Origin of the sequence: Vagococcus penaei (genome assembly GCF_001998885.1) — a bacterium.
Lineage (GTDB): Bacteria > Bacillota > Bacilli > Lactobacillales > Vagococcaceae > Vagococcus > Vagococcus penaei.
The window spans coordinates 372,866-395,027 of record NZ_CP019609.1 but is presented as its reverse complement, the minus strand read 5'-3'; the positions used below and the strand labels follow the sequence as shown (position 1 = coordinate 395,027).

Sequence of the window (22,162 nt, the reverse complement as noted above, 5' to 3'; positions counted from 1 at the left end):
TATAAGATGATTTATAAAAAATATGTTAAACGTTTGTTAGATATTAGTCTATCAGGATTAGCCATGATCATTCTATCACCAGTTTTGTTAATTGTTGCCATATTAGTACGTACTAAATTAGGTTCACCAGTTATTTTCAAGCAAGCAAGACCTGGTAAAAATGATAAAATTTTTAATATGTATAAATTTAGGACAATGACTTCTGTAACAGATAGTGAAGGGAATCTTTTACCTGATAGTGAACGATTAACAAAATTTGGTAAATTACTTCGTTCAACAAGTCTAGATGAATTGCCTGAATTATGGAATATACTAAAAGGTGATATGTCAATCGTTGGACCTAGACCTTTATTAGTAAAATACCTGCCACTATATAATGATGAACAGAGAAAAAGACATTTAGTAAGGCCAGGATTGACAGGTTGGGCACAAGTTAATGGTAGAAATGCGCTATCTTGGTCTGAAAAATTTAAATTAGATGTCCAATACGTTAATGATATATCCTTCTTTTTTGATTGTAAAATTATTTTATTGACTGTATTAAAAGTAGTGAAAAAAGATGGTATTTCTGCAGATAATTCTGTTACCATGAAAGAATTTACAGGTGAATAAAATGAAGCGATTAATTATTATAGGTGCCGGTGGTCATGGCAAGGTTTGTGCTAATATAGCATTTGATATGAAAAAATGGGATAGCATTGAATTTATAGATGACAACTATTCAGTATTAAAAAAGTGCTTGGAATTTAAGATTATTGGCAGTATGGAAGATTTACCAATGCTACCAGATGATTACGATTATTTTGTTGCTATTGGTAATAATGAGGTCCGTAAAAAAATTATAGTTGAATTGGAAAAAATGCATAAAAAAATAGCTACTTTAATTCATCCAACAGCTACAATAGGTTTAAATGTTTTAATCAAAGAAGGTACTAGTATTCATCAAAATGTAACAATAAATGTAGACTCAACTATTGGTAAAGGTTGCATAATTAATACAGCTACGATTGTTGAACATGAGAACACAATAAATGATTTTGTCCATTTATCGCCTAATGTTGCGTTAGGTGGTCAAGTAAGTATTGGAAGCCAGACATGGATTGGAATTGGAAGTACGATAATAAATAATGTTTCAATAGGAAATGATATTATTGTTGGTGCTGCATCATTAGTTCTTCAAAATATCGAAGAATCCAATAAAGTATATTATGGTATTGTAAAGAATGGAGGGAAGCATACATGAAAAAAGCATTAGTATTAGCAACCGTTCCTTCAATGATTGAAAAATTTAATATGCCTAATATAAAATTACTACAAGAATTGGGATATGAAGTTCATGTTGCTTGTAATTTTAATGATTATGGAAATGCTACGTTCGATTTGATTAACAATTTTAAATATAGTTTAGACGATTTAAATGTAAGTTATCATCAAATTGATTTTGCAAGATCGCCGTTTTCCTTGTCAAATTTTAAGGCATTTAAAAAGTTGAAAATATTACAAGATACAGAGGATTATTCACTAGTTCATATGCATACTCCAGTTGGGGGTGTTATCGGCAGATTAGTATTTAAAAATTATCCTACAAAAGTTATTTATACAGCACATGGTTTTCACTTTTTTAAAGGTGCACCTGTACAAAATTGGTTATTATATTATCCTGTAGAAAAGTATTTGACTAAGTATACGGATAAATTAATTACAATAAATCAGGAAGACTATGACATTGCTTCTTCAAAGTTTAAAACAAATGTTGAGCTAGTAAACGGAGTTGGAGTAGATATAGAAAAATTTAGACCAACTTTATCTGACAGTGAAAAAAAGAATATAAGAACTGAGATGGGACTACATTCAGAAGATTTTATTTTAACTTGTGTCGGGGAGCTTAATACAAATAAAAATCAAACATTTCTCGTTGATGTTGTTAACTATGCTAAATTACATGGTGATAACTTCAAATTATTATTGGTTGGAAAAGGTGACTTGAAAAAAGAATTAGAAGATAAAATTAATATATTAGGATTACAAGACAACGTATATTTATTAGGCTATCGTACAGATATAAAAAACATATTAGAAATTACAGATGTTTTAGTATCAGCATCTTTTAGAGAAGGTTTACCGGTCAATGTTATTGAAGGAATGGCAATGGGGAAACCATTGTTATTATCAAATATTAGGGGAAATAGGGACTTAGTAATACCAAATGAAAATGGTTTTGTTTATAATCTAAATGATGTAGATTATTTTATGGATAGATTAGTTAATATGAAATCTGATAAATTAATTTTAGAAAATTATTCTGATTCTAGTAGGGAACTGGCTAAACAATTTAATATAAGCAATGTCGAATTAGTAATGAAAGATATTTATCTGATTACCGGAATTTAAATCAATAATTATTAAGGAAGTATATAATGGAAAAAATCACTGTTGTAATACCAATGTTTAATTCAGAAAATACAATAATTAGAACATTGAGTAGTTTAGAAAATCAGACGTTATCTAAAAAGCTGTTTAAAGTAATCGTTGTTAATGATGGATCAGTAGATAATAGTGAAAAGGTAGTTAAAGAATATAAAAAAACAACGAATTTAAATTTATATTTATTTAATAAATTAAATGGTGGCGTTTCGAGTGCTAGGAATTTTGGAATTAAAAAAGTTGATACTGAATACTTATCTTTTTTAGATGCAGATGATGAGTATAATTGTGAAACACTAGATAAATATTATAAAAATAGTTACAATAATGATTTATTAATTGGAAATATAAAAGTTTTTAATCAAAAAAATCAACAAATTTCAAATGAAAATCCTAAAATACTTTTTTCTAAGGTAACCAATAAAGTAGACCAATTTGAATATTTACGAGAGTTAAAATTATTTAATAATATCAATAATAAATTGTACACTGTTATATTAATAAAAAAATATAATTTATTATTTAATGAAAAGTTAGAAGTTGGAGAAGATTTTCTGTTTAATTTGCAATATTTTAGTGCAACTAATAAAATTCATTATATCGAATATAATGTTTTAAATTATTATACAGCAGATAGTTTTTTAACGACTAAAATCAGAAAAAATGAATTTTATAATAGGAAAATACCCTTGGAACATTTGAACAATTTTTATACAAATTATGGTGTAAAGAAGGATTTAAGTATTTATTTTCTTAAAATATTTTATTCAGATATTTATAATTCATACAGACACGATGGCAATATAATTTCTAGAATAAATGAATTATTAAATGACGAAAAGATTAAACAAATTAGTCAAGATTTTAAGCCAAAAGGATTACAAGAAAGAATCTTATATTATCCTGTTAAAACTAAGAAGATTTTTTTATAAAAAATGTAACTTTACTGTTATTCTTTATAAAAAATAAAAAATTAACTGAATCTAAAAATAGAAGTATATAAAATTTTAATTTTAATAGTTTTTTCTAGTATTCTAGTATAAATAATATATCAGTTATAGGTGGGATGTTTTTTGATAAGAATTGTTCATGTTATTGGCCAATTAAGAACGGGTGGAGCAGAAACTGTCGCTATGAATATTTTAAGATATACAAGCCAAGATATTTTTCAAAATGATTTTATAGTATTTGGAGATAAGATTGGTAATTTAGAAAATGAAGCATTAAAAAGAGGTAGTAAAGTCCATCATATACCTTTTCCAAAAGATGGTTATATGAGGTTTGTTAAAAATATTAAAAAAATAATTACAGATAATAATTATGAAATAATACATAGCCATACGTTATTAAATAACGGAGTAGTGGCATATGCTGCAAGAAAAACAAACATTCGTTTAATTATTTCTCACTCACATAGTACAAACAATGGCAAAGAAACTAATAATTTTATTTATCACTTATATGAGAAAACTATGAAAAAGCTTATTATTCGTGATTCAGATTTATTAATTTCTTGTGGAGTAGATGCAGGTAAATATTTATATAATGATAGTCCCTTCGATGTTATTAATAATGGAATTGATTTTTTGTTATATAAATTCGATTTGTTTAATAGAAAAAAAATTAGAAATGAATTAGCTTGTGAAGAAAATTGTATTCTAATAGGTCATGTTGGTAGAATGGAAGTCGTAAAAAATCAAGAGTTTTTGATCAAAATATGCGAGCAGTTTGATAAAAAAAAAATAAAAGTAAAATTTTTATTAATTGGAGATGGTAGTTTAAAAGATAGTATTCAAAAAAAAATTTCCGATAATAATTTAAATGCTCAATTTAAATTATTAGGTAATCGTCAGGATGTTGGTAAATTTTTATCTGCTATGGATGTCATGGTATTTCCTTCTTTATATGAAGGAGTCCCCCTAACACTTGTTGAAGCACAGGTAAATGGTCTACCCTGTGTTGTTTCAGATACCATTAGTAGTGAAGTCGATATATTTAAAAATGTTAATTTTATTAGTTTGTCAGAAAACATTGATATTTGGATAAAAAAAATAGTTGATAGTAAAAGAATTATTGTAACACAAGAAATGTTTGAATGTTCAGGATATGATATTATGACAGAAATAAAAAAATGGAAAATATTTATTTATCTAAAATGAGGTAATTATATGCTTGAAAAAATAAGATTTAATCAATATATGCTGATTAGTTTTTTTTATTTGTTATTTATACAATTGGTTCAACAAGCTTTTTATTATTAAGTACGTCAACAGGAAAAAAATGGATTACTATTTTTTTCTTTATAATTTTAATGACTTTTATTTTAATAATTTTTTTGTTTAAAATATTTCATATCAATTATATGAGTTTAAGTTTTCTGTTTGTTGTTCTAATTTTTCTTTTTCACTTTGGACAAGTAATATCTTTTGTTTTGACAAATGGTGATGCTCAAGTAATGAAAGAAAACTTTTTTTTTATTTTAGATTTTAATATTTTAACTAAAGCATATTTATTTTCATATATTTCTATGAATTTAATAGTTTTTGGAATATTATTAGGGTCAGTTTTTTTAAACGAAAAGATAAAAGAAAATTTTAGAAAAAAAGATAATTTTCTTATTTTAAAAAAGGTTAGTTTAGCTTTCATTATTTTAGGTCTACCTGTTCAAGTTTATATAGATTATACAAAATATAAGTCTGCTGTTACAGGAAATTATTTAGATGTTTTTAATAATCAGGTTAATGGTTATGTCAGTGAATTAGGGTTATTATTTTTTGCTGGTACTGCTGGTTTAATTCTTTATTATAGTTGCTATAATAAGCGTAAATCTTCTTTTATTTTAATATCTGTTGTTTTATATTTAATATTAAGTATGGCAAGTGGTGGTAGAGGAAAACAAGTAATATATATATTATTATATATGTATATATATAATAATAGTATAAGAAAAATTAATTGGAAAAATATTGTTTTATATAGTTTATTGGGAATAATTTTTTTTAATTTTTTAGTCTCTATTGCAAGTTTTAGGCTAGAAACAACTAAAAATATATCATTATTTATTCAAATTTATATGCAAAGTTTTAAACAAAATCCTATAATAGGATTGGTAAATGAGATGGGTGGTACAATTCAAACAGTATATCAAGCTATATCTCAAATTGATGATTCTAGTAAAATGGGTTGGGGATCAACATATATCAATAGTGTATTCTCAGTATTTCCTAATAAAGGTTTGTTTATGGAGAGTATGATTGAATCACTCCATTACGTTAAACAGTTAAAAGGTGCTGCTTTAGGTGGCTCTATTATTGGAGAAGTATATTATAATTTTAGATATTTTGGTCTCTTTATCTGTCCCATCATTGGTTTTTTTATACAATACGTATCAACTTATTTTACAAATTGTTTAAGTTCAAAAAGCTATTTAAAATTTGTAGTGATAGTTCCACTATTTGTTAATTTTTTATGGTGGACGAGAGATGCTTTTTATGGATTAGTTCGTTCGTTTTTAATTACTTTATTATTAGCTAGTATATTATTAAAAATATTTAAAAAAATTAAATTTAGGAGTATAATATGATTTCAGTTATTGTTCCAATTTTTAATTCTGAGAGCACATTAAAAACTTGTATTAACAGCATAGTTAAACAGAGCTTTCAAGATTTTGAATTGATTTTAGTAGACGATGGATCTAATGATGATTCGAAAAAGATATGTCAGGAATTTATAGATAACTATAAAAATATTAAATATTTTTATAAAAATAATTCTGGGGTATCAAGTACTAGAAATTATGGTCTTTTACAAGCTAATGGAAAGTATATAGTATTTATTGATTCTGACGATAGTATAGAGAAAAATTATTTAGATATTATGTATAAGTATATTGTTACTCATCATGCTGACTTAGTAATTTGTGGATATAATATATCATATGAAGGTATGAAACAAGAAAAAATCTATTTAGATGAAGAAAAAATACTAACAAACACTCAGTTTTATCAGATATTTGGGACACTTTATGAAAATAATTTGTTGAATAGTCCGTGGAATAAAATTTATAAAAAAGAACTTATTAAAAATATGTTTGATGAAAAAATATCTCTAGGGGAAGATCTTTTATTTAACTTAGATTATTTTAAAAATATAAAAAAAATAGTAATTATTCCTGACAGTTTGTATAATTACAGAGTAAATAATGTATCTAATTCTTTAAGCTCAATATATAATTTAAATAATTTGTATATTTATTATTTAATGTACAATCAGATTAAAAATACTATAACTTTTGATAATGATAAAAAAAATAATTTTCAAAAAGTTTTAAATATACATTTTAATTATCTGTTTGTTAGTTTAAAACTTTATGCTATATCAAATAGCTACTGGGATTTTAAAAAATTTTTAATAAATGAAAAAAATAATAAAGTATATAACGAGTTATTAAAAAAGTCTAAACCTACTAGCCTAAGAATAATTTTTTATAAAATTATTTTGAAAAAAGAATGTTTCCACTTATTTTATTTTTGTATGCGAGTAGAAAAAGCTATAAAAGAAATGAGAGCTTAAAAATGAATAACATTATAAAAAAACATGCATATTTAATAATTGCTGACCGTAATCAAGAGCAATTAAAATTATTAGTAGGTTTATTAGATAGCAGTAAAAATGATATATTTATTTTAATTGACTCTAAGTCAAATGAAATAGATAAAAATCTATCCATTTATACAAAATTTTCTAAGGTAACATTTTTGGATAGAATACCTATTTATTGGGGTTCATATAGTCAAGTTCAAGCTCAATTAAATCTTATAAAAGAGTCGATTTTCGGGGAATACTACTACTACCATTATTTGTCGGGTTTAGACTTGCCATTATGTTCACAAGAAGTTATTCATAATTTTTTTGAAAAGAATGAAAATAAAATATTTATTACATTTTCTAAGGATGTGGATAAAAAAAGCTTAAATAATAGAACTAAAAAATATTTTGGTACTAAATATTTTAGATCTCATCAGACATTAACTTCGAAAATAAAAAAATTTTTTTTTCATAAGGTAAATAAATTGTCCGTCATGGTAACTAAGTCTAGATTAAAAGATAGGTATTTGGGATTTGGTTCTAATTGGGTTTCTTTAAATCATAGCTTTGCATTGAAATTGTTAAAAAATGAAGAATGGATATATCAAAAATTTAACAATGGTTTTCTTGTGGATGAATTATTCATGCCTTCAGTAATAATAAAAGAAAAACTTGAAGATACAATTTATTATAATGTTAGTATGATTAATAAAGAAACAGAATTCCAAGGTAATTTAAGATACATTAATTGGTGGGATGGAACTCCATATGTATGGAAATTAAAAGACTATGAAACATTAAAAAAAGCAAGACTGCACGGTCATTTATTTTCAAGAAAGTTTGATAACAAGATTGACGATAAAATAATTTCTAAGGTTATTGAGGAATTAATACCTTTAGATAATAATAAAGGAGAAAATTAGTGAATATTTGTATATCGGCATACTTAGATAACAATATAGGTGATGATTTAATGATTATTACTTTAGTCAAAAATTTTCAAGATCATAATTTTTTTATTTTTTCTGATAGGAGCATTGTTAGAGAAAAATTTAAGGATTATGATAATATATATATATATAATGAAAATGAATTTGAATCTAAGTTAAAAGATTTATCTATATATCTAACAATAGGTGGTTCATTATTTAATAACCTAAATTCTATTATGGGCAAATTGTTTCGTTTGAAAAGAATTAGACTTTTAAAAAAGTTAAAAAAAGAAAAGATTTATGTTGCGACTATGGGAGTTAATTTTCCGATAATAGAGCATAAGATTGGAAAAAAATTTTAGAGAGTGAAATGAAAATAAATGACTTAATTACTGTCAGAGATGATTATTCTTATAAATTAATAAGTCATCTCAATCTAAAATCATGTTTTTTAATTGATGACTTTGTTTATAACATAGCAAAAACACCTTATATATTAGAAAATGTGGAAAAGGTTAATTCAAACAATGAAAAATATATATTAGGTATCTCAGCGTACAGATCACCAATAAAAGGCGATAGTAATATTGCATCTTATAGAGTATTAGCAGATATATGCGATAATGTTATTGAAAAAAGAGGGGCTAAAGTAAAGTTATTCTCATTTGACTCTGAAAATGAAAATGATTTAGTGTCGGCTTTTTATATCAAAAAATATGCTAAACATGCAAATGAAATTGAAATAGTTCCATATTTAAATGATGAAATTAATTTTTTAAATAATTTTGTATCTTGTGATAGGATTATAGGGATAAGATTTCATTCTCTAATTATATCAGACGTATATGGGATCCCCTTTTATCCCATATCTTACTCTAATAAAACTAACAATTTTTTGACTGATATTGGTTATAAGGGTAATATTAATAATTATAGTGATTTAGAAATTAATAAACAGAGAATTCTATCAGATATATTATCGGATACTTTCTTTATTTCAAATAAAAGTAATAATTCAGAACAACACCTTTTAGAATTTGAAAATTTAATCAGAAAGATAGAAACTAACAGGGTTGTGAATAATTGTGAATAGATATAAAAAGTTACTTGGGAATACTGTTATTTTTGCAATTGGGAACTTTGGTAGTAGATTCATAAACTTTTTTTTAGTACCATTACAAACATATTATTTAACAACAACTGAATTTGGTAAAATTGATTTATTATTTACTATAATAAGTTTGTTTATTCCAATTGTTTCTTTAAATATATCAGATGCTACTTTGAGATTTATAAAAGATGATTATACAAAGAGGTTTTCGATATATTATAATGGTTTATTTGTTATTACTGTTATGACGAGTATTTTTATTTTACCTTTGTTTATTTGGTTTATTTTACAATCCAATTATTTGTGGAGTTTGGTAATTTTATTGATGGCCTTACAAATTTTCCAAATACAATTGGATCAGTATACTAGATCCGTAGATAAGATTAAAAATTTTGCTGCAAATGGTATTATAATGTCAGTAGTCATTCTTATTTTTAACCTGGTTTTATTAATTAAATTCAAATTAGGTATATATGGTGTTATATTATCAATAGTATTTGCTAATATGGTATCAATTGTATATTTATATTTTGTAAATAAAGATTTAAGAAAAAATAAAGTATCAATTAAAAACATAGTCTCTAGAAAATTAATTTTAGAAATGTTTAAATACTCAATTCCTTTAACACCTAATATGATAATGTGGTGGTTAATAAATGGCTCTACAAGATTTTTTATAGTTTATTATTTAGGTGCTACGTTTAACGGATTATTTGCAGTTGCAAACAAGATTCCTTCCTTATTAACAATGATAACAAGTATTTTCGCTCAAGCTTGGCAACTTTCTTCAATGGAAGAAGTTAGTTCTTCTGATAATAGTTTATATTATTCTAAGACTTTTAATTTTTATTCAAGTATACTATTTATAGTGAGTTCAGGTATAATAGTGTTTACAAAATTTTTAGTATATATATTAGTTTCTCAAGATTATTATGCAAGTTGGCAATTAGTACCTGTGTTATTGATTGCTTCATTGTATTCTAGCTTATCAGGATTTGTTGGTTCTGTTTATACTGCTTCAATGAATACAAAAGGTGTCTTAATATCCTCAATTTTTGGTGCTTTTTTAACTTTAAGTAGTAACTTGTTGCTAATACCACTTTTAGGGATAAGTGGGGCAGGTATTGGAACTTTATTGAGTTTCTTAGGTATGTTTGTTTTAAGGTTAAAAGATACAAAAAGATATATAAAAATAGATATTAATTTAAAAATTTTTTTACTTAATAATGTAATAGTTTTATTACAATGGCTAGTACTTTGTATTTTTAAAAATAATATTATAATGTATTTTAGCGAATTTATTTTATTCTTATTTATTATGCTAAACAATAAAAAATATGTATTATTAATTTTTGATAACCTGAGAAAGAGGTATATAGTTAAATAATCCCTAGTTCCCTTTCCCACCAATCTATGCTAACCTAGAAATATATCAATTAGAGGTGAAGACATGAGAAAAGTAATTACATACGGTACATTTGATTTGTTGCACTATGGTCATATTAACCTACTACGTCGTGCAAAAGAGCAAGGAGACTACCTTATCGTTGCTCTATCGACAGATGAGTTTAACTGGAACGAAAAGCAAAAGAAATGTTATTTCGATTATGAAAAACGTAAAATGTTGCTTGAAGCCATTCGTTATGTTGACTTAGTAATTCCTGAAGAAGGTTGGACACAAAAAATTACTGACATTGATGAGTTTAAAGTCGATGTCTTTGTGATGGGGGACGACTGGAAAGGTAAATTTGATTTTGTTAAAGAAACTGGTGCTGAAGTCGTTTATCTAGAACGAACACCAGAAATCTCAACGAGTCAAATTAAAAAAGATTTACATACAAAAAATATGGTAAAAAAATAAACAAAATCAATAAGTCAAAGTAATCATTTTGACTTATTGATTTTTTGTAATTTTCTTATACAAAAATCAGATTTTATTGTGATAATAGTGGGTTATTTTATTGTAAAAATACATTTTCATATAAAGTGTGTTATTATTATTTTATTGACTAATATAGTATGTTTTGTGTAGTTTTATATTTCCATATGGTATTTAAATAACGAATATAATATTAAATTAATTAGTTATTTAAAACCTTGTTCACAAAAAAATACATTTTGTTATTGATTTAATCAACATTTCGAGTTATAATTTAATTATTCAATAACATATCTTAAATGTTATCGTAGATGTTTGTATAACGTAGTGTTAATTATGTATCGGGGGATACTATCATTTAAAGTCTTTTAAGTGATAGTTTACAAACAGGGGATGCTCGTTCGTCTATGAAATGGGAAGGGGAATATATGTTTTAGTATATTCATTCGTCAAAAAGCTAGGACTATAAAAATTAGTCCTAGCTTTTTGTTTTAGTGTTGTAATAAAACTTCAAAAATATCATCGATGCGACTGTTTTCATGTAATGCAATAAATTCTGGTTGTCCATTAGAAATAGTGTCATTTGCTAAATCAAAATACGTTGTTAGCAATTCAGTTAGCTGAAAGTTAAAATGATCAATTACTTCTGGGCGAATATCAAGTAATAAATCACCTTTTTCTGAGAAAACGACACAACCGACTAGTTTTAGATGGTCAGTGACTAAGTCGAAGACATCTGCTTGGTTGGGTAAGGCATATATTTTATTAATAATTAAAGTTTTTTTACCATTGGTTTTGCTTGTTTTGATACTAATATAGTTTTTTTCTGTTGTCATAATCAATCTACCTTTTTTCTATAGTTGCTTTTATTATATACTAGCCCAGTCATTCTGACTAATATTTTCATTTTTTAACTTGTTTTAGGGACAAAAAACCTCTCAAGCTTTTAGCTTGAGAGGTTTGTCGTTTAATGGGAAACCAATGAAGTTAGAAATTAGAAAATTTCTGTGACAATTGTTTCAGTATAATGTGCTGATTTTGGTGCTCGGTATAGTTCGATACCATTTTTCTTGAAGATATCTAAGGTACAAATTTCACCCATCGCTTTTTTGACATCATCTGCAGCTAGGTCGTCTTTTGCGACAGCTGGTTTTAAGGATGTCTGTTTACCGTTACTCATCTGGAAAGTCATCGTTAATTTTTTCATCGTTATCTACCTGCTTTCTTTTATAATGTATGATGCGTACTTTCAATGACAAATAGACTGTTAAGAGGCTCTTCGTCGGTAGCCAAGCTGCCAATAATTTTAGCAAATGCGATAATGTTTTCATCACTCGCCTCCTCGGTGAGGTTAGTAAAAGCTTGTTTTCTCTTTTTCTCGTCGTTTAAGTTGTCATAGACTAGTTGGACTTTTTTCTCTGCGAAAGTTGAAGCCATCTGAGTCACTTCCTTTTCTGTTTTTTAGTTTTGTAAGTTGCGCGCCTTACACTATTATTAACGAAATCCGTCGTCATTTTGTACACCCTGTTTTGCTAAATAATTCAAATATTTTTTTGCGACACCACGTCGCCACTTGTAAACGGCAGTCCGATTGACTTGATATTTTTCTGCTAGCTGTTTGACTGTTAGGTCATTAATATACGTCTCAATTAAGTAACGACGCTCATGCTTAGTTAAATCGGGACTAAGGGCACTAATTAGCTCGCTAACAGCAATCGCTTCTTCATCAATGATTGTTGTTGGGAGGTCAGTGTAATCCATGACATAGGGGTCAATGACATCTTGTGTGGTAGTTCGTCTGGCTTCCTTGCGTAAGGTATCAGTTAGTTGCCAATAAATTTTTTGGTAGACAAAATTATGAAAGCCTGACGTGTCTTGATTCGTGGTACTAAATTCGCGATAAGTTTCCAGTAGTATTAACCGGGCAATTTGTAAGTAATCGTCAAATTCCGGATGATGACACTTGATATGACAACGTTTTAAAGCACCTAAAAGTAACACATGATAGTGTTCAATTAGTTCTGATTCTGTCAACATGGGGATCGTCTCCTTTAGACAAATAGTCTGACCGGCCAGTCGAGAATAGTTTAGAATAATGGGAAGATTTGAGCGTGACGATAATTCGCTAAAAGTGTTGATAATTCATAAAAAATAACGATAACATGTCTTTAAATTCAAAATAAAACATGTTATGATATTTTTAATTATTAATCTGATTAATATCAAAAAATCAATATTAGGAGATGTATAAATGATTCTAGAATGTTATTCTGATGTCGAAAAAGAAAACTTGTATCAAAGAGTGTTGTATGGTGATATTGTGGAATATTTTAATTTGATGCCACTAATTGAATGCGCTATCATAAAAAACGGTGCAGTATTAAGTGGCGATACAATTATGGCGATTGACTTGACTAGTAACGCTATAGCAACCGACTACCAAACATTAATTATTAATCGTGTTGGTTGTCCGATTTTAACGCATAAGTCGAGTCAAGTTTTATTAAAAGAGTTTGATCAAACATGCTCACTTAATCACAATTCAATTCGAAAGATTATTCATTTGTTGTATAATCGGAAATTTCGTAAGTTTCCATATATGAAAGTCGGAACGTTATTTATGTTGACAGATGGAGGGGTTCGAAAAAATACCACATTAATTAACCTGACTTATTTGGATAATGTCACGTCTCGAGCACGTGACTTGCCATTTTTAACGTTTTCTAATCATCTTGAGATAACAGTCCCACTGACTTATCCAACAATCAAAAAACGAGTTTGGCAGACGGTCAAACTGTATACTGTTTTCTTTACTCATGAATTACATTCACTAGACGAAGAGTATCCTCATCTAATTTTTAAAGGTTGGGAAGGAAGTTATATTATTGATCAACGTAATCGCTTCATACAGTTAGTTCAAAAGTTAACTTTGAAAGAATTTCAATTATTTAGAAGTTATGTTCAAGGTAGTACGAGTCTCTCGGCACGTGAGTTGTTTGATAAGTGGATTGATTTTATGTAAGATTTTCTTGGATATGGTATAGTAATAGCAGTTTACGAGAAAAGGATGAGTTAGGCATGGAAATTATTGCATCTGTCAAAAAGTTAAAAGGGCAAAACTACCGACTACGTATGGAGTCTGGGATCGCCTTTGATGTCTCAGAAGATGCGATTGTCAGGCACCGTTTATTAAAGGGTGAAGAGATTGATGATGCACGTCTTGAGATGGTTCGTAAGGAATCTAATATGACAGTCGGCTACCAAAAAGCCTTATACTATCTTAATAGTCAATTACGTTCTGAGAAGGAAGTACGTGATTTTTTGATTCGGAAAGAGATTGATGAGGAAATTATTCCTGATATTATTATTCGACTGCGAGAATTAACATTATTAAATGACTTAATTTATGCTGAGAGTTATGTGCGGACGATGGTGAGGACATCAGATAAAGGTCCTTCAGTTATTCGCCAGCAATTAATTAAACGTGGGATTATAGAAGAAACACTCCAAAAAGCTCTTGAACAGTATCCTTTTGATTCACAAGTTGAGGTGGCTTATCAAGTAGGTGAAAAAGCCTTGAGAAAATATCGAACGAAAAGTCATCAAGAAAAATTAAATAAAACGCGCCAATTACTAATGACCAAGGGTTTTTCGAGTGAGGTCATTAATAACGTGCTGACGGAGTTGCCTATCGAAAAAGATGAAGTATCTGAGCAAGAGTTGTTGCAGATAGCGGGAGATAAGTTGTGGCAACGTCACCGCAAATTGGAAGGATTTAAACGGAAACAAAAAATTATTGGCTCATTAATGCAAAAAGGGTTTAGCTATGATGCCATCCAACACTATCTTCGTGAGAAAGAGTTAACAGACGAATGAGTAAAGAGAATAAAGATAAAGTGACGTGGTCTGATGCCAAAATCGCCGCCTTTCAAGACCATTTATTAACATGGTATCATGCGGAAAAGCGTGTACTACCTTGGCGTGAAAATACTGACCCTTATCGTGTATGGGTCTCTGAGATTATGTTACAGCAGACGCAAGTTGTGACGGTAATACCTTACTTTGAGCGTTTTATGGATTGGTTTCCAACGATTACTGATTTAGCTAACGCGGAAGAGGATCGTTTATTAAAAGCGTGGGAAGGCTTAGGGTATTATTCGCGCGTGCGCAACATGCAAAAGGCCGCACAAATGATAGTTGCCGAGCATGGAGGTCAGATGCCAACAGATATTACCTCAATTTTAGCGTTAAAGGGGATTGGACCATATACTGGTGGTGCGATTGCCAGTATTGCTTTTAATCAACCAGAGCCAGCAATTGATGGTAATGTGATGCGAGTCTATAGTCGGCTCTTCTGTATAGAAGATGATATTGCACAAGTTAAAAGTCGTCGTGTATTTGATGACGTTGTACGTCAGACTATCTCCCAGAATGAACCGGGTGATTTTAATCAGGCGTTGATGGATTTGGGGTCAGATATTTGTAATCCAACTAAGCCTAAGTGTGAGACATGCCCGATTAAAGCCTTTTGTGAGGCTAGACAACGTGGCATTGAGACAACGCTCCCAGTTAAAACGAAAAAAGCCAAAGCGGTTCCAAGTTATCATGTTGGGTTAGCGCTTAAAAATTCTGAGGGCGCGTACTTGTTTGTCCAACGACCAGCTGATGGTTTGTTAGCGAATTTTTGGACGTTTCCAATGCTTGAAGTCCCTAAAGAAACTTATCAAGTGATTGAAAAATCGAGGCAATCATATGAAAAAGAACAAGCGGTTGTGTCTTTTCCTAGTCAAGAAAATTTATTCGATGCGTTAGCTGCTGAGGAGATGAGTGATTTAGAGACATTAACCCCTTTAAATCAGCTATTAATCACACATTATCCTCAGGCTATTTGGCAGACACAACCAGTTGGAGCCATCACGCATCTATTCAGTCATCGCAAGTGGCATATTTTAGTCGCATATGGTGTCTTGTCAAAAGAAAGGGTGCTCCAAGAATTCCCTAATGGTATTTGGGTTACACCGGAAGATTTTAAAAATTATGCCTTTCCTAAACCACAAGATAAAATGTGGGAGATTATTGTAAAAAAAGGGTATTATTAGTGACCATTAATTTTAATTTGTGATATAATAACTCTGATATCGGTGTAATGAACACCCTAATGGTAAAATTGACTGATTGATGTCAAGGAAAGTAGGGGCAGGATGCGTGTACCAAAAGAAGGAGAGTTTATAACGATCCAGAGTTACAAGCATGATGGAAGTTTGCATCGAACTTGGCGTGATACTATGGTTCTAAAGACGAGCGAGTGTTCACTGATTGGTATGAATGATCATACTTTAGTAACCGAAGCTGACGGAAGGCGATGGGTAACGCGAGAACCAGCGATTTTATATTTTCATACAAAATACTGGTTCAACATAATTGCTATGATACGTGAGAAAGGGGTATCTTATTATTGTAATTTAGCATCACCATTTGTTTTAGATGAGGAAGCATTAAAGTATATCGACTATGATTTGGATATTAAAGTATTTCCTGATGGTGAAAAGCGTCTGCTAGATGTTGACGAGTATGAAGAGCATCGTAAAGAAATGCATTATTCTGGTGAAATTGATTTGATTTTAAAAGAAAATGTCAAGACTTTAGTTGACTGGATTAACAATGAAAAAGGGCCTTTTTCTGACGAATATGTCGAGACTTGGTATCAACGTTATCAGCAGTTGTCAAGACGATAAGAATCGTCCAATCATGTATAAAAAGGGAGCAAGTAATTGATTTGACATTACTTGCTCTTTTTATTATGAAAACAAGATGAAAATTTCTAATTAAGATATTGAAAATTGGTAAATATCTAGTATACTCGGAAAAGTGAGAATCAGAAATTTGTGTGTACTAAAATTGCTTAATAACTAATAGATAGTTTAGTAGAAATCGTAAACAAACTATGATTTAATAGATAAGTTGAGTCATGAAATCAGACTAAAGTCGTAGTGTATAATCGGGCTCTTGTGCGTTCTTAGCTTAGACAAAATTTAGTAAATTAGTATTAGTAAGAAAGATGATGAAGAAAAGGAGAGAGTAATATGAAAAAGGTCGAAGAAAAACAAGTATCCAAGAGTCGCTATTGGTTGACATTTGCTGGTAAAACTTTTTTGTATGCTGGTATTTTAGTGGGATTAATTTATCTTTATCATTACAGCCATGTTGGAGGTGGCTCGTTTATATATAATCAATTTTAAGGTAGGGTTAGGTGAAAAAAATGAATCATATAATAAAAAAGATACAAGATTGGTCACAGGCATATCCTGATAGGCTATGTTTTGATGGTGTTAATGATCAGTTGACTTATCAAGAATTAGAACATTATTCAAACCAATTAGCTGAGTATTTGGCTGTGAATTTTCCCAATAAACAAGGAATTGTTGTTTATGGAGGACAGACAAGTCAAATGATTATTAGCTTTCTAGCATGTACTAAGTCTGGTCATGGCTATATTCCAGTTGATCAGCATACACCAGTTGATCGTTTAGAGATGATTGTTAAGGAATCGGGAGCAACTGCTGTTATTTCTGTAGCAGAATGGCCGTTAGCATCTGGATCAATGATTGTTGAGCAAGAGCAATTAACAGCCATTTGTCAGGGGACAGCGAATACTGAAACAAACGTAGTTAAATTACAACCAGTCTTGGATGAAGCAATTTATTATACAATTTATACCTCAGGAACAACTGGTAAACCGAAAGGGGTCCAAATAACTTATAATAATTTAATTAGTTATACGGATTGGATGGTCGCAGACTTTCATTTGACTGAAGGACAACGCTTCTTATGTCAGGCACCATTTTCATTTGATTTGTCCGTAATGGATTTGTATCCAGCGCTTCTGACGGGTGGGACATTAGTGCCACTTGAAAAAGATGTCGTTGACAGTTTTCCAACACTATTTAAGATGTTACCAACGTTAGATTTAAACGTTTGGGTCTCAACCCCATCAATGATGGAAATTTGTTTATTGAGTCCAGAATTTGATAGCGAGCATTTACCAACGTTAGAAAATTTCCAGTTTTGTGGAGAAGAATTGCCACGCAAAACAGCAATTAAATTGATGGAACGTTTTCCAAATGCCTATATTTTTAACACATATGGACCGACTGAGGCGACTGTTGCCATTACAGAAGTCCAGTTAACCTCTGAGATTATTGATAGTGTCGACCGTTTGCCTTTAGGTCGTGTGAAATCTGATACGCGTTTACTTATCATGAGTGACGCAGGCGACGTTTTACCTGATGGCGAGTTAGGCGAGATTGTGATTGTCGGCCCAAGTGTGTCAGTTGGTTATTTTAATAATCCAGAGAAGACAGCTGAAGCGTTCTTTACGTATGAAGGCGAACGAGCGTATCATACGGGTGATGTAGGTGTCATAAAAGATGGTTATTTATTCTACAAAGGACGTCTAGATTTCCAAGTTAAGTGGAATGGCTACCGAATTGAGTTAGGTGATATTGATCACCACTTACTAGCGATTGAGGGTATCAGAAATGCGTGTGTCGTACCGAAATATAACCGACTACATAAAGTGCAACAGCTGATTGCGTATGTTGTCGTTGAATCATCACTTGCTAATCTAGAACAAAAAGAGTTTGTAAAAGAATTAAAAGCACAGTTATCACAAACAGTTATGGATTATATGGTGCCACAAAAGTTTGTTTTAGTTGATGCATTGCCCTTAACTTCAAATGGTAAGGTTGACCGGAAAAAACTGATTCAAGAGGTGAACGGTCAATGATGAGTGAGTTTGCTAGTTGGTTTCCTCATCTTACACCATATGAAAAGCCATATTATTTTATTTTAATTGCTATATTAGTTTTACCGTCTATCATTTATTCATTGCAAGGCAAGCGTCTGTTATGGTATCAAAATTTGATTACCGTTGTTTTCTTATGGATGGGATTTGCTGGGCCTAATTTGCGCCAGGGAATTGCATTGATTGTCTATGTGATTTGGCAGTGTGTTCTGACCAAACTTTATTTTGAGTATCGCCAAAAAAACAATAAGACCGGTTGGTTCTATCTTGCCGTCTTCCTTAGTTTGTTACCAATGATATTCATCAAGCTTGAACCATTTACAATTGGTAAAACCTTGTTTGGCTTTTTAGGTTATTCTTATTTAACATTCAAGTCTGTACAAGTAATAATGGAAATGCGTGACGGATTAATCAAAGAGTACAAAATGAGTTACTACATTCAGTTCTTACTCTTTTTCCCAACGATTTCATCTGGGCCGATTGATCGGTACCGTCGTTTCCTTAAAGACATGAAAAATCCACCGGATAAAGAAAAATATCCAATCTTATTGGGTAAAGGTATTCACTTTATTTTCTTAGGTTTTCTATATAAGTTTATTATTGGCTATTTCCTAGGCAGTCAATTAATGCCACACGTTCAAAGTTTCGCTTTGACCGATGCTGGAGTGTGGATGGGAACGTTAGGCTATATGTATGTATATAGCTTGTATCTGTTCTTTGATTTTGCTGGCTATAGTTTATTCGCAGTAGGGACTAGTTACCTACTAGGTTATGAAACACCGATTAACTTTAATAAGCCATTTTTAAGTGCGAATATTAAAGAATTTTGGAATCGTTGGCACATGACGTTATCATTTTGGTTTAGAGATTACGTTTATATGCGCTTAATGTTTACCTTAATGAAAAAGAAAGTCTTTAAAAGTCGAATAGTCGCTTCCAATGTCGGGTATTTTACTTTATTCTTATTAATGGGTGTTTGGCATGGTTTAACTTGGTACTATATTGTTTACGGTTTGTACCATGCTAGCTTGATTTGTATTAATGACGCTTGGCTACGTTACAAGAAAAAACATAAAGACAAATTACCAAGTAATGCTTATACTAATGCATTAGGTGTATTTATTACCTTTAATGCGGTTTGTTTCAGTTTCTTGATTTTCTCAGGATTCTTAGATACTTTATTTAAACACTTTTTTGCGCTATAATAAAAAATTAATTAGGAGATGACACAGTCATGGATACAAAAGAAACAATTTTAGCAATTTTAGAAGATTTAACAGGAACAGATGTAAGTGATCAATTAGATGTGAATTTATATGATGAAGGTATTTTAGATTCAATGGGTACGGTTCAATTATTAGTGGAAATTGATGGTCAGCTAGGAGTGACTGTACCAGTTTCTGAATACGAGCGTGAAGAATGGGGAACACCTCAACAAATTATTGACCAAATTATTGCCTTGCAGTCATGATTTCATGGAAAAAATTAGGGACAGCAATTGGTCCCCTGATTGCGGCAATCATTTTAGTAGGAATCATTTTTCTATCCCCACTTCGCTTTTTTGATAAGCCGTCTTCAGAGTCAATATTAAAAGCTTCTTCATCTATGTCGGTGAATATTTTAAAAGGCGATAATGTTAAAAATGCAGCAATGGCTACTGATGAGTATTTACCATTTTTTGGTTCATCTGAATTAAGCCGGATTGATGCCTTTCATCCGTCTGTTTTAGCCGAAAAATATAATCGACCTTACACACCTTTTTTATTAGGTGCACCTGGGACACAGTCGTTGACACACTTTTTTATGTTAAATTCAATGGGTGACGAGTTAAATGGTAAAAAAATTGTTTTCATCATTTCACCACAGTGGTTTGTAAAAGAGGGTGTTGGTCAAGGGATGTTTTCATTGTTTTATTCTCCCTTGCAAGTCTTTCAGTGGTTACAAACTCTTGAAAAACCAGACGAAAATGATCGTTACTTGGCTAAACGCTTGCTAACGTTTGATAGTGTCAAATCTGATACAGAATTAAAAGGGATATTAAAACGTATCAAGTCTGGGAAAAACTTGACGCGTTCAGAGCAACGTGCCATCAAGTATCGTTCTAAAATGTTAGCCAATGAAGATAAGCTATTTAGTAAGTTTGTCTTGAAAGACCGTATTGAAAAGATTGAACGGACAACCAAACAACTACCTGCTGAGTATAATTTTTCTGAGTTACAAAATTTAGCTGGTCAATTAGGTGAAAAAGCGACAAATAATAACGAATTTGAGATTAGCAATAGTTTTTATTCGAAACGTATATTACCTGCTAAAAATCAATTAAAGAATTCACAAAAAGATTTCAATTACTTATCTTCACCTGAGTTCGGAGATTTCCAACTTGTGCTAAATGAAATTGCTAAACATAATATTGATGCTTTATTTGTGATCCCACCTGTGAATGAACGCTGGTCCAATTATACGGGCTTATCAACTGAAATGTTAGATACATTTAGTGAAAAAATAAATGAGCAATTAACTTCACAAGGCTTCAACCAAGTTGTTGATTTTACGGATAAGCGAGATGTGCCTTACTTTATGCAAGACACCATTCATATTGGCTGGGTTGGTTGGCTAGACTTAGATACCCGATTACAAGAGTTTTTAAAACAACAAGAGTCACTTGATTATCGTATCGATTCTGATAAATATTTGAGTAAGGATTGGCGTTCAGCATATAATCATTAGAAGCTATCAACTAGTTATTTAGAGAAAGGTTTAGCAGATGTTATGACAAAAAAAAGAAAATGGCTCAAAAAATTAGGAATAACATTTTTGCTAGTGGTTATTTGTGGAGTATTAGCTGCAGGAATTATCGTTTATCGCCAAGTGCAGCAGGTTAGAAAATGGCAACCTGAAGTTGAGGAAGCTAGTAAAAAATATGGTATTAGTGAGTATAGTGAAATTGCTTTAGCGATTATCTATACTGAGTCAAAGGGTAATCATGTTGATGTGATGCAGAGTAGCGAGAGCCGCTATGGTGTCCGTAATCAAATTACTACAACTGAAGAAAGTATTGATTCGGGTGTGGAGCATTTAGCCGAAGTTATCAAAGCTGCAGAGGCTAAAAATTGTGATATTTGGACAGCAGTGCAGGCTTATAACTTTGGGACAAGCTACATTGATTATGTTGCCAGTCATGGGCACAAAGAAACAATCGATCTAGCTAAGGTCTATTCAAGAGATGTCTTGGCACCATTACTAGGTAATCATACTAAAGAAACATATTTTTATAAGCATCCATTGGCTTTACTAAATAATCGAGGCATGCTTTATAAAAATGGTGGTAACTTTTTATATGCGGAAAGTGTTAAAATGAATTTAACTTTTCTAAAATTATTTAGTTAAAACTGAAAAATGCAGACAAAAAAACACCTACACTATTC

General features: G+C 30.2%; 26 protein-coding genes. 22 read left to right on the top strand and 4 right to left on the bottom strand.

Annotated elements, in window-relative coordinates; translation table 11 throughout:
- Positions 1-6: 6 nt before the first annotated feature.
- The 12 genes from BW732_RS01865 (at position 7) to tagD (ending at position 10,915) form a co-directional block, all read left to right on the top strand.
- Positions 7-612, top strand: coding sequence for a sugar transferase (locus BW732_RS01865; RefSeq protein ID WP_077275195.1), 606 nt, complete (start codon positions 7-9; stop codon positions 610-612).
- A gap of 1 nt (position 613) precedes the next feature.
- Entirely contained in the window at positions 614-1,243 is a 630-nt protein-coding gene (locus BW732_RS01860; protein ID WP_077275194.1) for an acetyltransferase, read from the top strand.
- The gene (locus BW732_RS01855) at positions 1,240-2,391 is read left to right on the top strand and encodes a glycosyltransferase family 4 protein (protein WP_077275193.1); all 1,152 of its coding nucleotides are present in this window, start codon (positions 1,240-1,242) and stop codon (positions 2,389-2,391) included. The genes BW732_RS01860 and BW732_RS01855 overlap by 4 nt, the downstream gene beginning before the upstream one ends.
- Before the next feature lie 26 nt (positions 2,392-2,417).
- Complete coding sequence (locus BW732_RS01850; protein WP_077275192.1) at positions 2,418-3,356, top strand: glycosyltransferase family 2 protein; 939 nt, start codon at positions 2,418-2,420, stop codon at positions 3,354-3,356.
- Between the two features lie 141 nt (positions 3,357-3,497).
- Positions 3,498-4,583: a glycosyltransferase gene (locus BW732_RS01845; protein WP_077275191.1), complete on the top strand. Its 1,086-nt coding sequence runs from the start codon at positions 3,498-3,500 to the stop codon at positions 4,581-4,583.
- A gap of 65 nt (positions 4,584-4,648) precedes the next feature.
- Positions 4,649-6,007, top strand: coding sequence for an O-antigen polysaccharide polymerase Wzy (gene wzy / locus BW732_RS01840; protein WP_077275190.1), 1,359 nt, complete (start codon positions 4,649-4,651; stop codon positions 6,005-6,007).
- On the top strand, positions 6,004-6,996 hold the full coding sequence (locus BW732_RS01835) for a glycosyltransferase family 2 protein (protein ID WP_077275189.1): 993 nt from the start codon (positions 6,004-6,006) through the stop codon (positions 6,994-6,996). The genes wzy and BW732_RS01835 overlap by 4 nt, the downstream gene beginning before the upstream one ends.
- A 2-nt stretch (positions 6,997-6,998) precedes the next feature.
- Positions 6,999-7,934 carry a beta-1,6-N-acetylglucosaminyltransferase gene (locus tag BW732_RS01830; RefSeq protein ID WP_161485495.1) on the top strand — a complete coding sequence of 312 codons (936 nt, stop codon included), beginning with the start codon at positions 6,999-7,001 and terminating at the stop codon, positions 7,932-7,934.
- Between the two features lie 50 nt (positions 7,935-7,984).
- Entirely contained in the window at positions 7,985-8,305 is a 321-nt protein-coding gene (locus BW732_RS01825; RefSeq protein ID WP_152023765.1) for a hypothetical protein, read from the top strand.
- 8 nt (positions 8,306-8,313) lie between these two features.
- Positions 8,314-9,036, top strand: a complete 723-nt coding sequence (locus tag BW732_RS01820) for a polysaccharide pyruvyl transferase family protein (RefSeq protein WP_077275186.1) — start codon at positions 8,314-8,316, stop codon at positions 9,034-9,036.
- Entirely contained in the window at positions 9,029-10,441 is a 1,413-nt protein-coding gene (locus tag BW732_RS01815) for an oligosaccharide flippase family protein (RefSeq protein WP_077275185.1), read from the top strand. The genes BW732_RS01820 and BW732_RS01815 overlap by 8 nt, the downstream gene beginning before the upstream one ends.
- Before the next feature lie 63 nt (positions 10,442-10,504).
- The gene (tagD, locus tag BW732_RS01810) at positions 10,505-10,915 is read left to right on the top strand and encodes a glycerol-3-phosphate cytidylyltransferase (RefSeq protein WP_077275184.1); all 411 of its coding nucleotides are present in this window, start codon (positions 10,505-10,507) and stop codon (positions 10,913-10,915) included.
- Positions 10,916-11,424: 509 nt separating this feature from the next.
- Here the strand turns inward: tagD and BW732_RS01805 are convergent.
- From BW732_RS01805 to BW732_RS01790, 4 genes are all read right to left on the bottom strand, one after another.
- A complete protein-coding gene (locus BW732_RS01805; protein WP_077275183.1) occupies positions 11,425-11,769 on the bottom strand; it encodes a hypothetical protein in 345 nt (114 codons plus the stop codon).
- A gap of 158 nt (positions 11,770-11,927) precedes the next feature.
- Positions 11,928-12,140, bottom strand: coding sequence for a DUF2922 domain-containing protein (locus BW732_RS01800; protein WP_077275182.1), 213 nt, complete (start codon positions 12,138-12,140; stop codon positions 11,928-11,930).
- 20 nt (positions 12,141-12,160) lie between these two features.
- Positions 12,161-12,370 carry a DUF1659 domain-containing protein gene (locus tag BW732_RS01795; RefSeq protein ID WP_077275181.1) on the bottom strand — a complete coding sequence of 70 codons (210 nt, stop codon included), beginning with the start codon at positions 12,368-12,370 and terminating at the stop codon, positions 12,161-12,163.
- A gap of 57 nt (positions 12,371-12,427) precedes the next feature.
- Positions 12,428-12,970, bottom strand: coding sequence for a sigma-70 family RNA polymerase sigma factor (locus BW732_RS01790; RefSeq protein ID WP_077275180.1), 543 nt, complete (start codon positions 12,968-12,970; stop codon positions 12,428-12,430).
- Between the two features lie 214 nt (positions 12,971-13,184).
- On the opposite strand from BW732_RS01790, the gene BW732_RS01785 reads away from it, so the two are divergent.
- The 10 genes from BW732_RS01785 (at position 13,185) to BW732_RS01740 (ending at position 22,124) form a co-directional block, all read left to right on the top strand.
- Positions 13,185-13,955, top strand: a complete 771-nt coding sequence (locus BW732_RS01785) for a hypothetical protein (RefSeq protein WP_077275179.1) — start codon at positions 13,185-13,187, stop codon at positions 13,953-13,955.
- Between the two features lie 56 nt (positions 13,956-14,011).
- Entirely contained in the window at positions 14,012-14,809 is a 798-nt protein-coding gene (gene recX / locus BW732_RS01780) for a recombination regulator RecX (protein WP_077275178.1), read from the top strand.
- Positions 14,806-16,032: an A/G-specific adenine glycosylase gene (gene mutY / locus BW732_RS01775; protein ID WP_077275177.1), complete on the top strand. Its 1,227-nt coding sequence runs from the start codon at positions 14,806-14,808 to the stop codon at positions 16,030-16,032. Before recX ends, mutY begins: the two co-directional genes overlap by 4 nt.
- Before the next feature lie 102 nt (positions 16,033-16,134).
- Positions 16,135-16,668, top strand: a complete 534-nt coding sequence (ntdP, locus tag BW732_RS01770; RefSeq protein ID WP_077275176.1) for a nucleoside tri-diphosphate phosphatase — start codon at positions 16,135-16,137, stop codon at positions 16,666-16,668.
- Between the two features lie 348 nt (positions 16,669-17,016).
- Positions 17,017-17,172: a teichoic acid D-Ala incorporation-associated protein DltX gene (locus BW732_RS01765; protein ID WP_077275175.1), complete on the top strand. Its 156-nt coding sequence runs from the start codon at positions 17,017-17,019 to the stop codon at positions 17,170-17,172.
- A 20-nt stretch (positions 17,173-17,192) separates the two neighbouring features.
- Positions 17,193-18,719, top strand: coding sequence for a D-alanine--poly(phosphoribitol) ligase subunit DltA (gene dltA, locus BW732_RS01760; RefSeq protein ID WP_077275174.1), 1,527 nt, complete (start codon positions 17,193-17,195; stop codon positions 18,717-18,719).
- Positions 18,719-19,942, top strand: a complete 1,224-nt coding sequence (gene dltB, locus BW732_RS01755; RefSeq protein ID WP_418369027.1) for a D-alanyl-lipoteichoic acid biosynthesis protein DltB — start codon at positions 18,719-18,721, stop codon at positions 19,940-19,942. The genes dltA and dltB overlap by 1 nt, the downstream gene beginning before the upstream one ends.
- Positions 19,943-19,971: 29 nt before the next feature.
- A complete protein-coding gene (gene dltC / locus BW732_RS01750) occupies positions 19,972-20,208 on the top strand; it encodes a D-alanine--poly(phosphoribitol) ligase subunit DltC (protein WP_077275172.1) in 237 nt (78 codons plus the stop codon).
- Positions 20,205-21,464 carry a D-alanyl-lipoteichoic acid biosynthesis protein DltD gene (dltD, locus tag BW732_RS01745; RefSeq protein WP_077275171.1) on the top strand — a complete coding sequence of 420 codons (1,260 nt, stop codon included), beginning with the start codon at positions 20,205-20,207 and terminating at the stop codon, positions 21,462-21,464. Before dltC ends, dltD begins: the two co-directional genes overlap by 4 nt.
- 42 nt (positions 21,465-21,506) lie before the next feature.
- Complete coding sequence (locus tag BW732_RS01740) at positions 21,507-22,124, top strand: lysozyme family protein (protein WP_077275170.1); 618 nt, start codon at positions 21,507-21,509, stop codon at positions 22,122-22,124.
- Positions 22,125-22,162 lie beyond the last annotated feature (38 nt).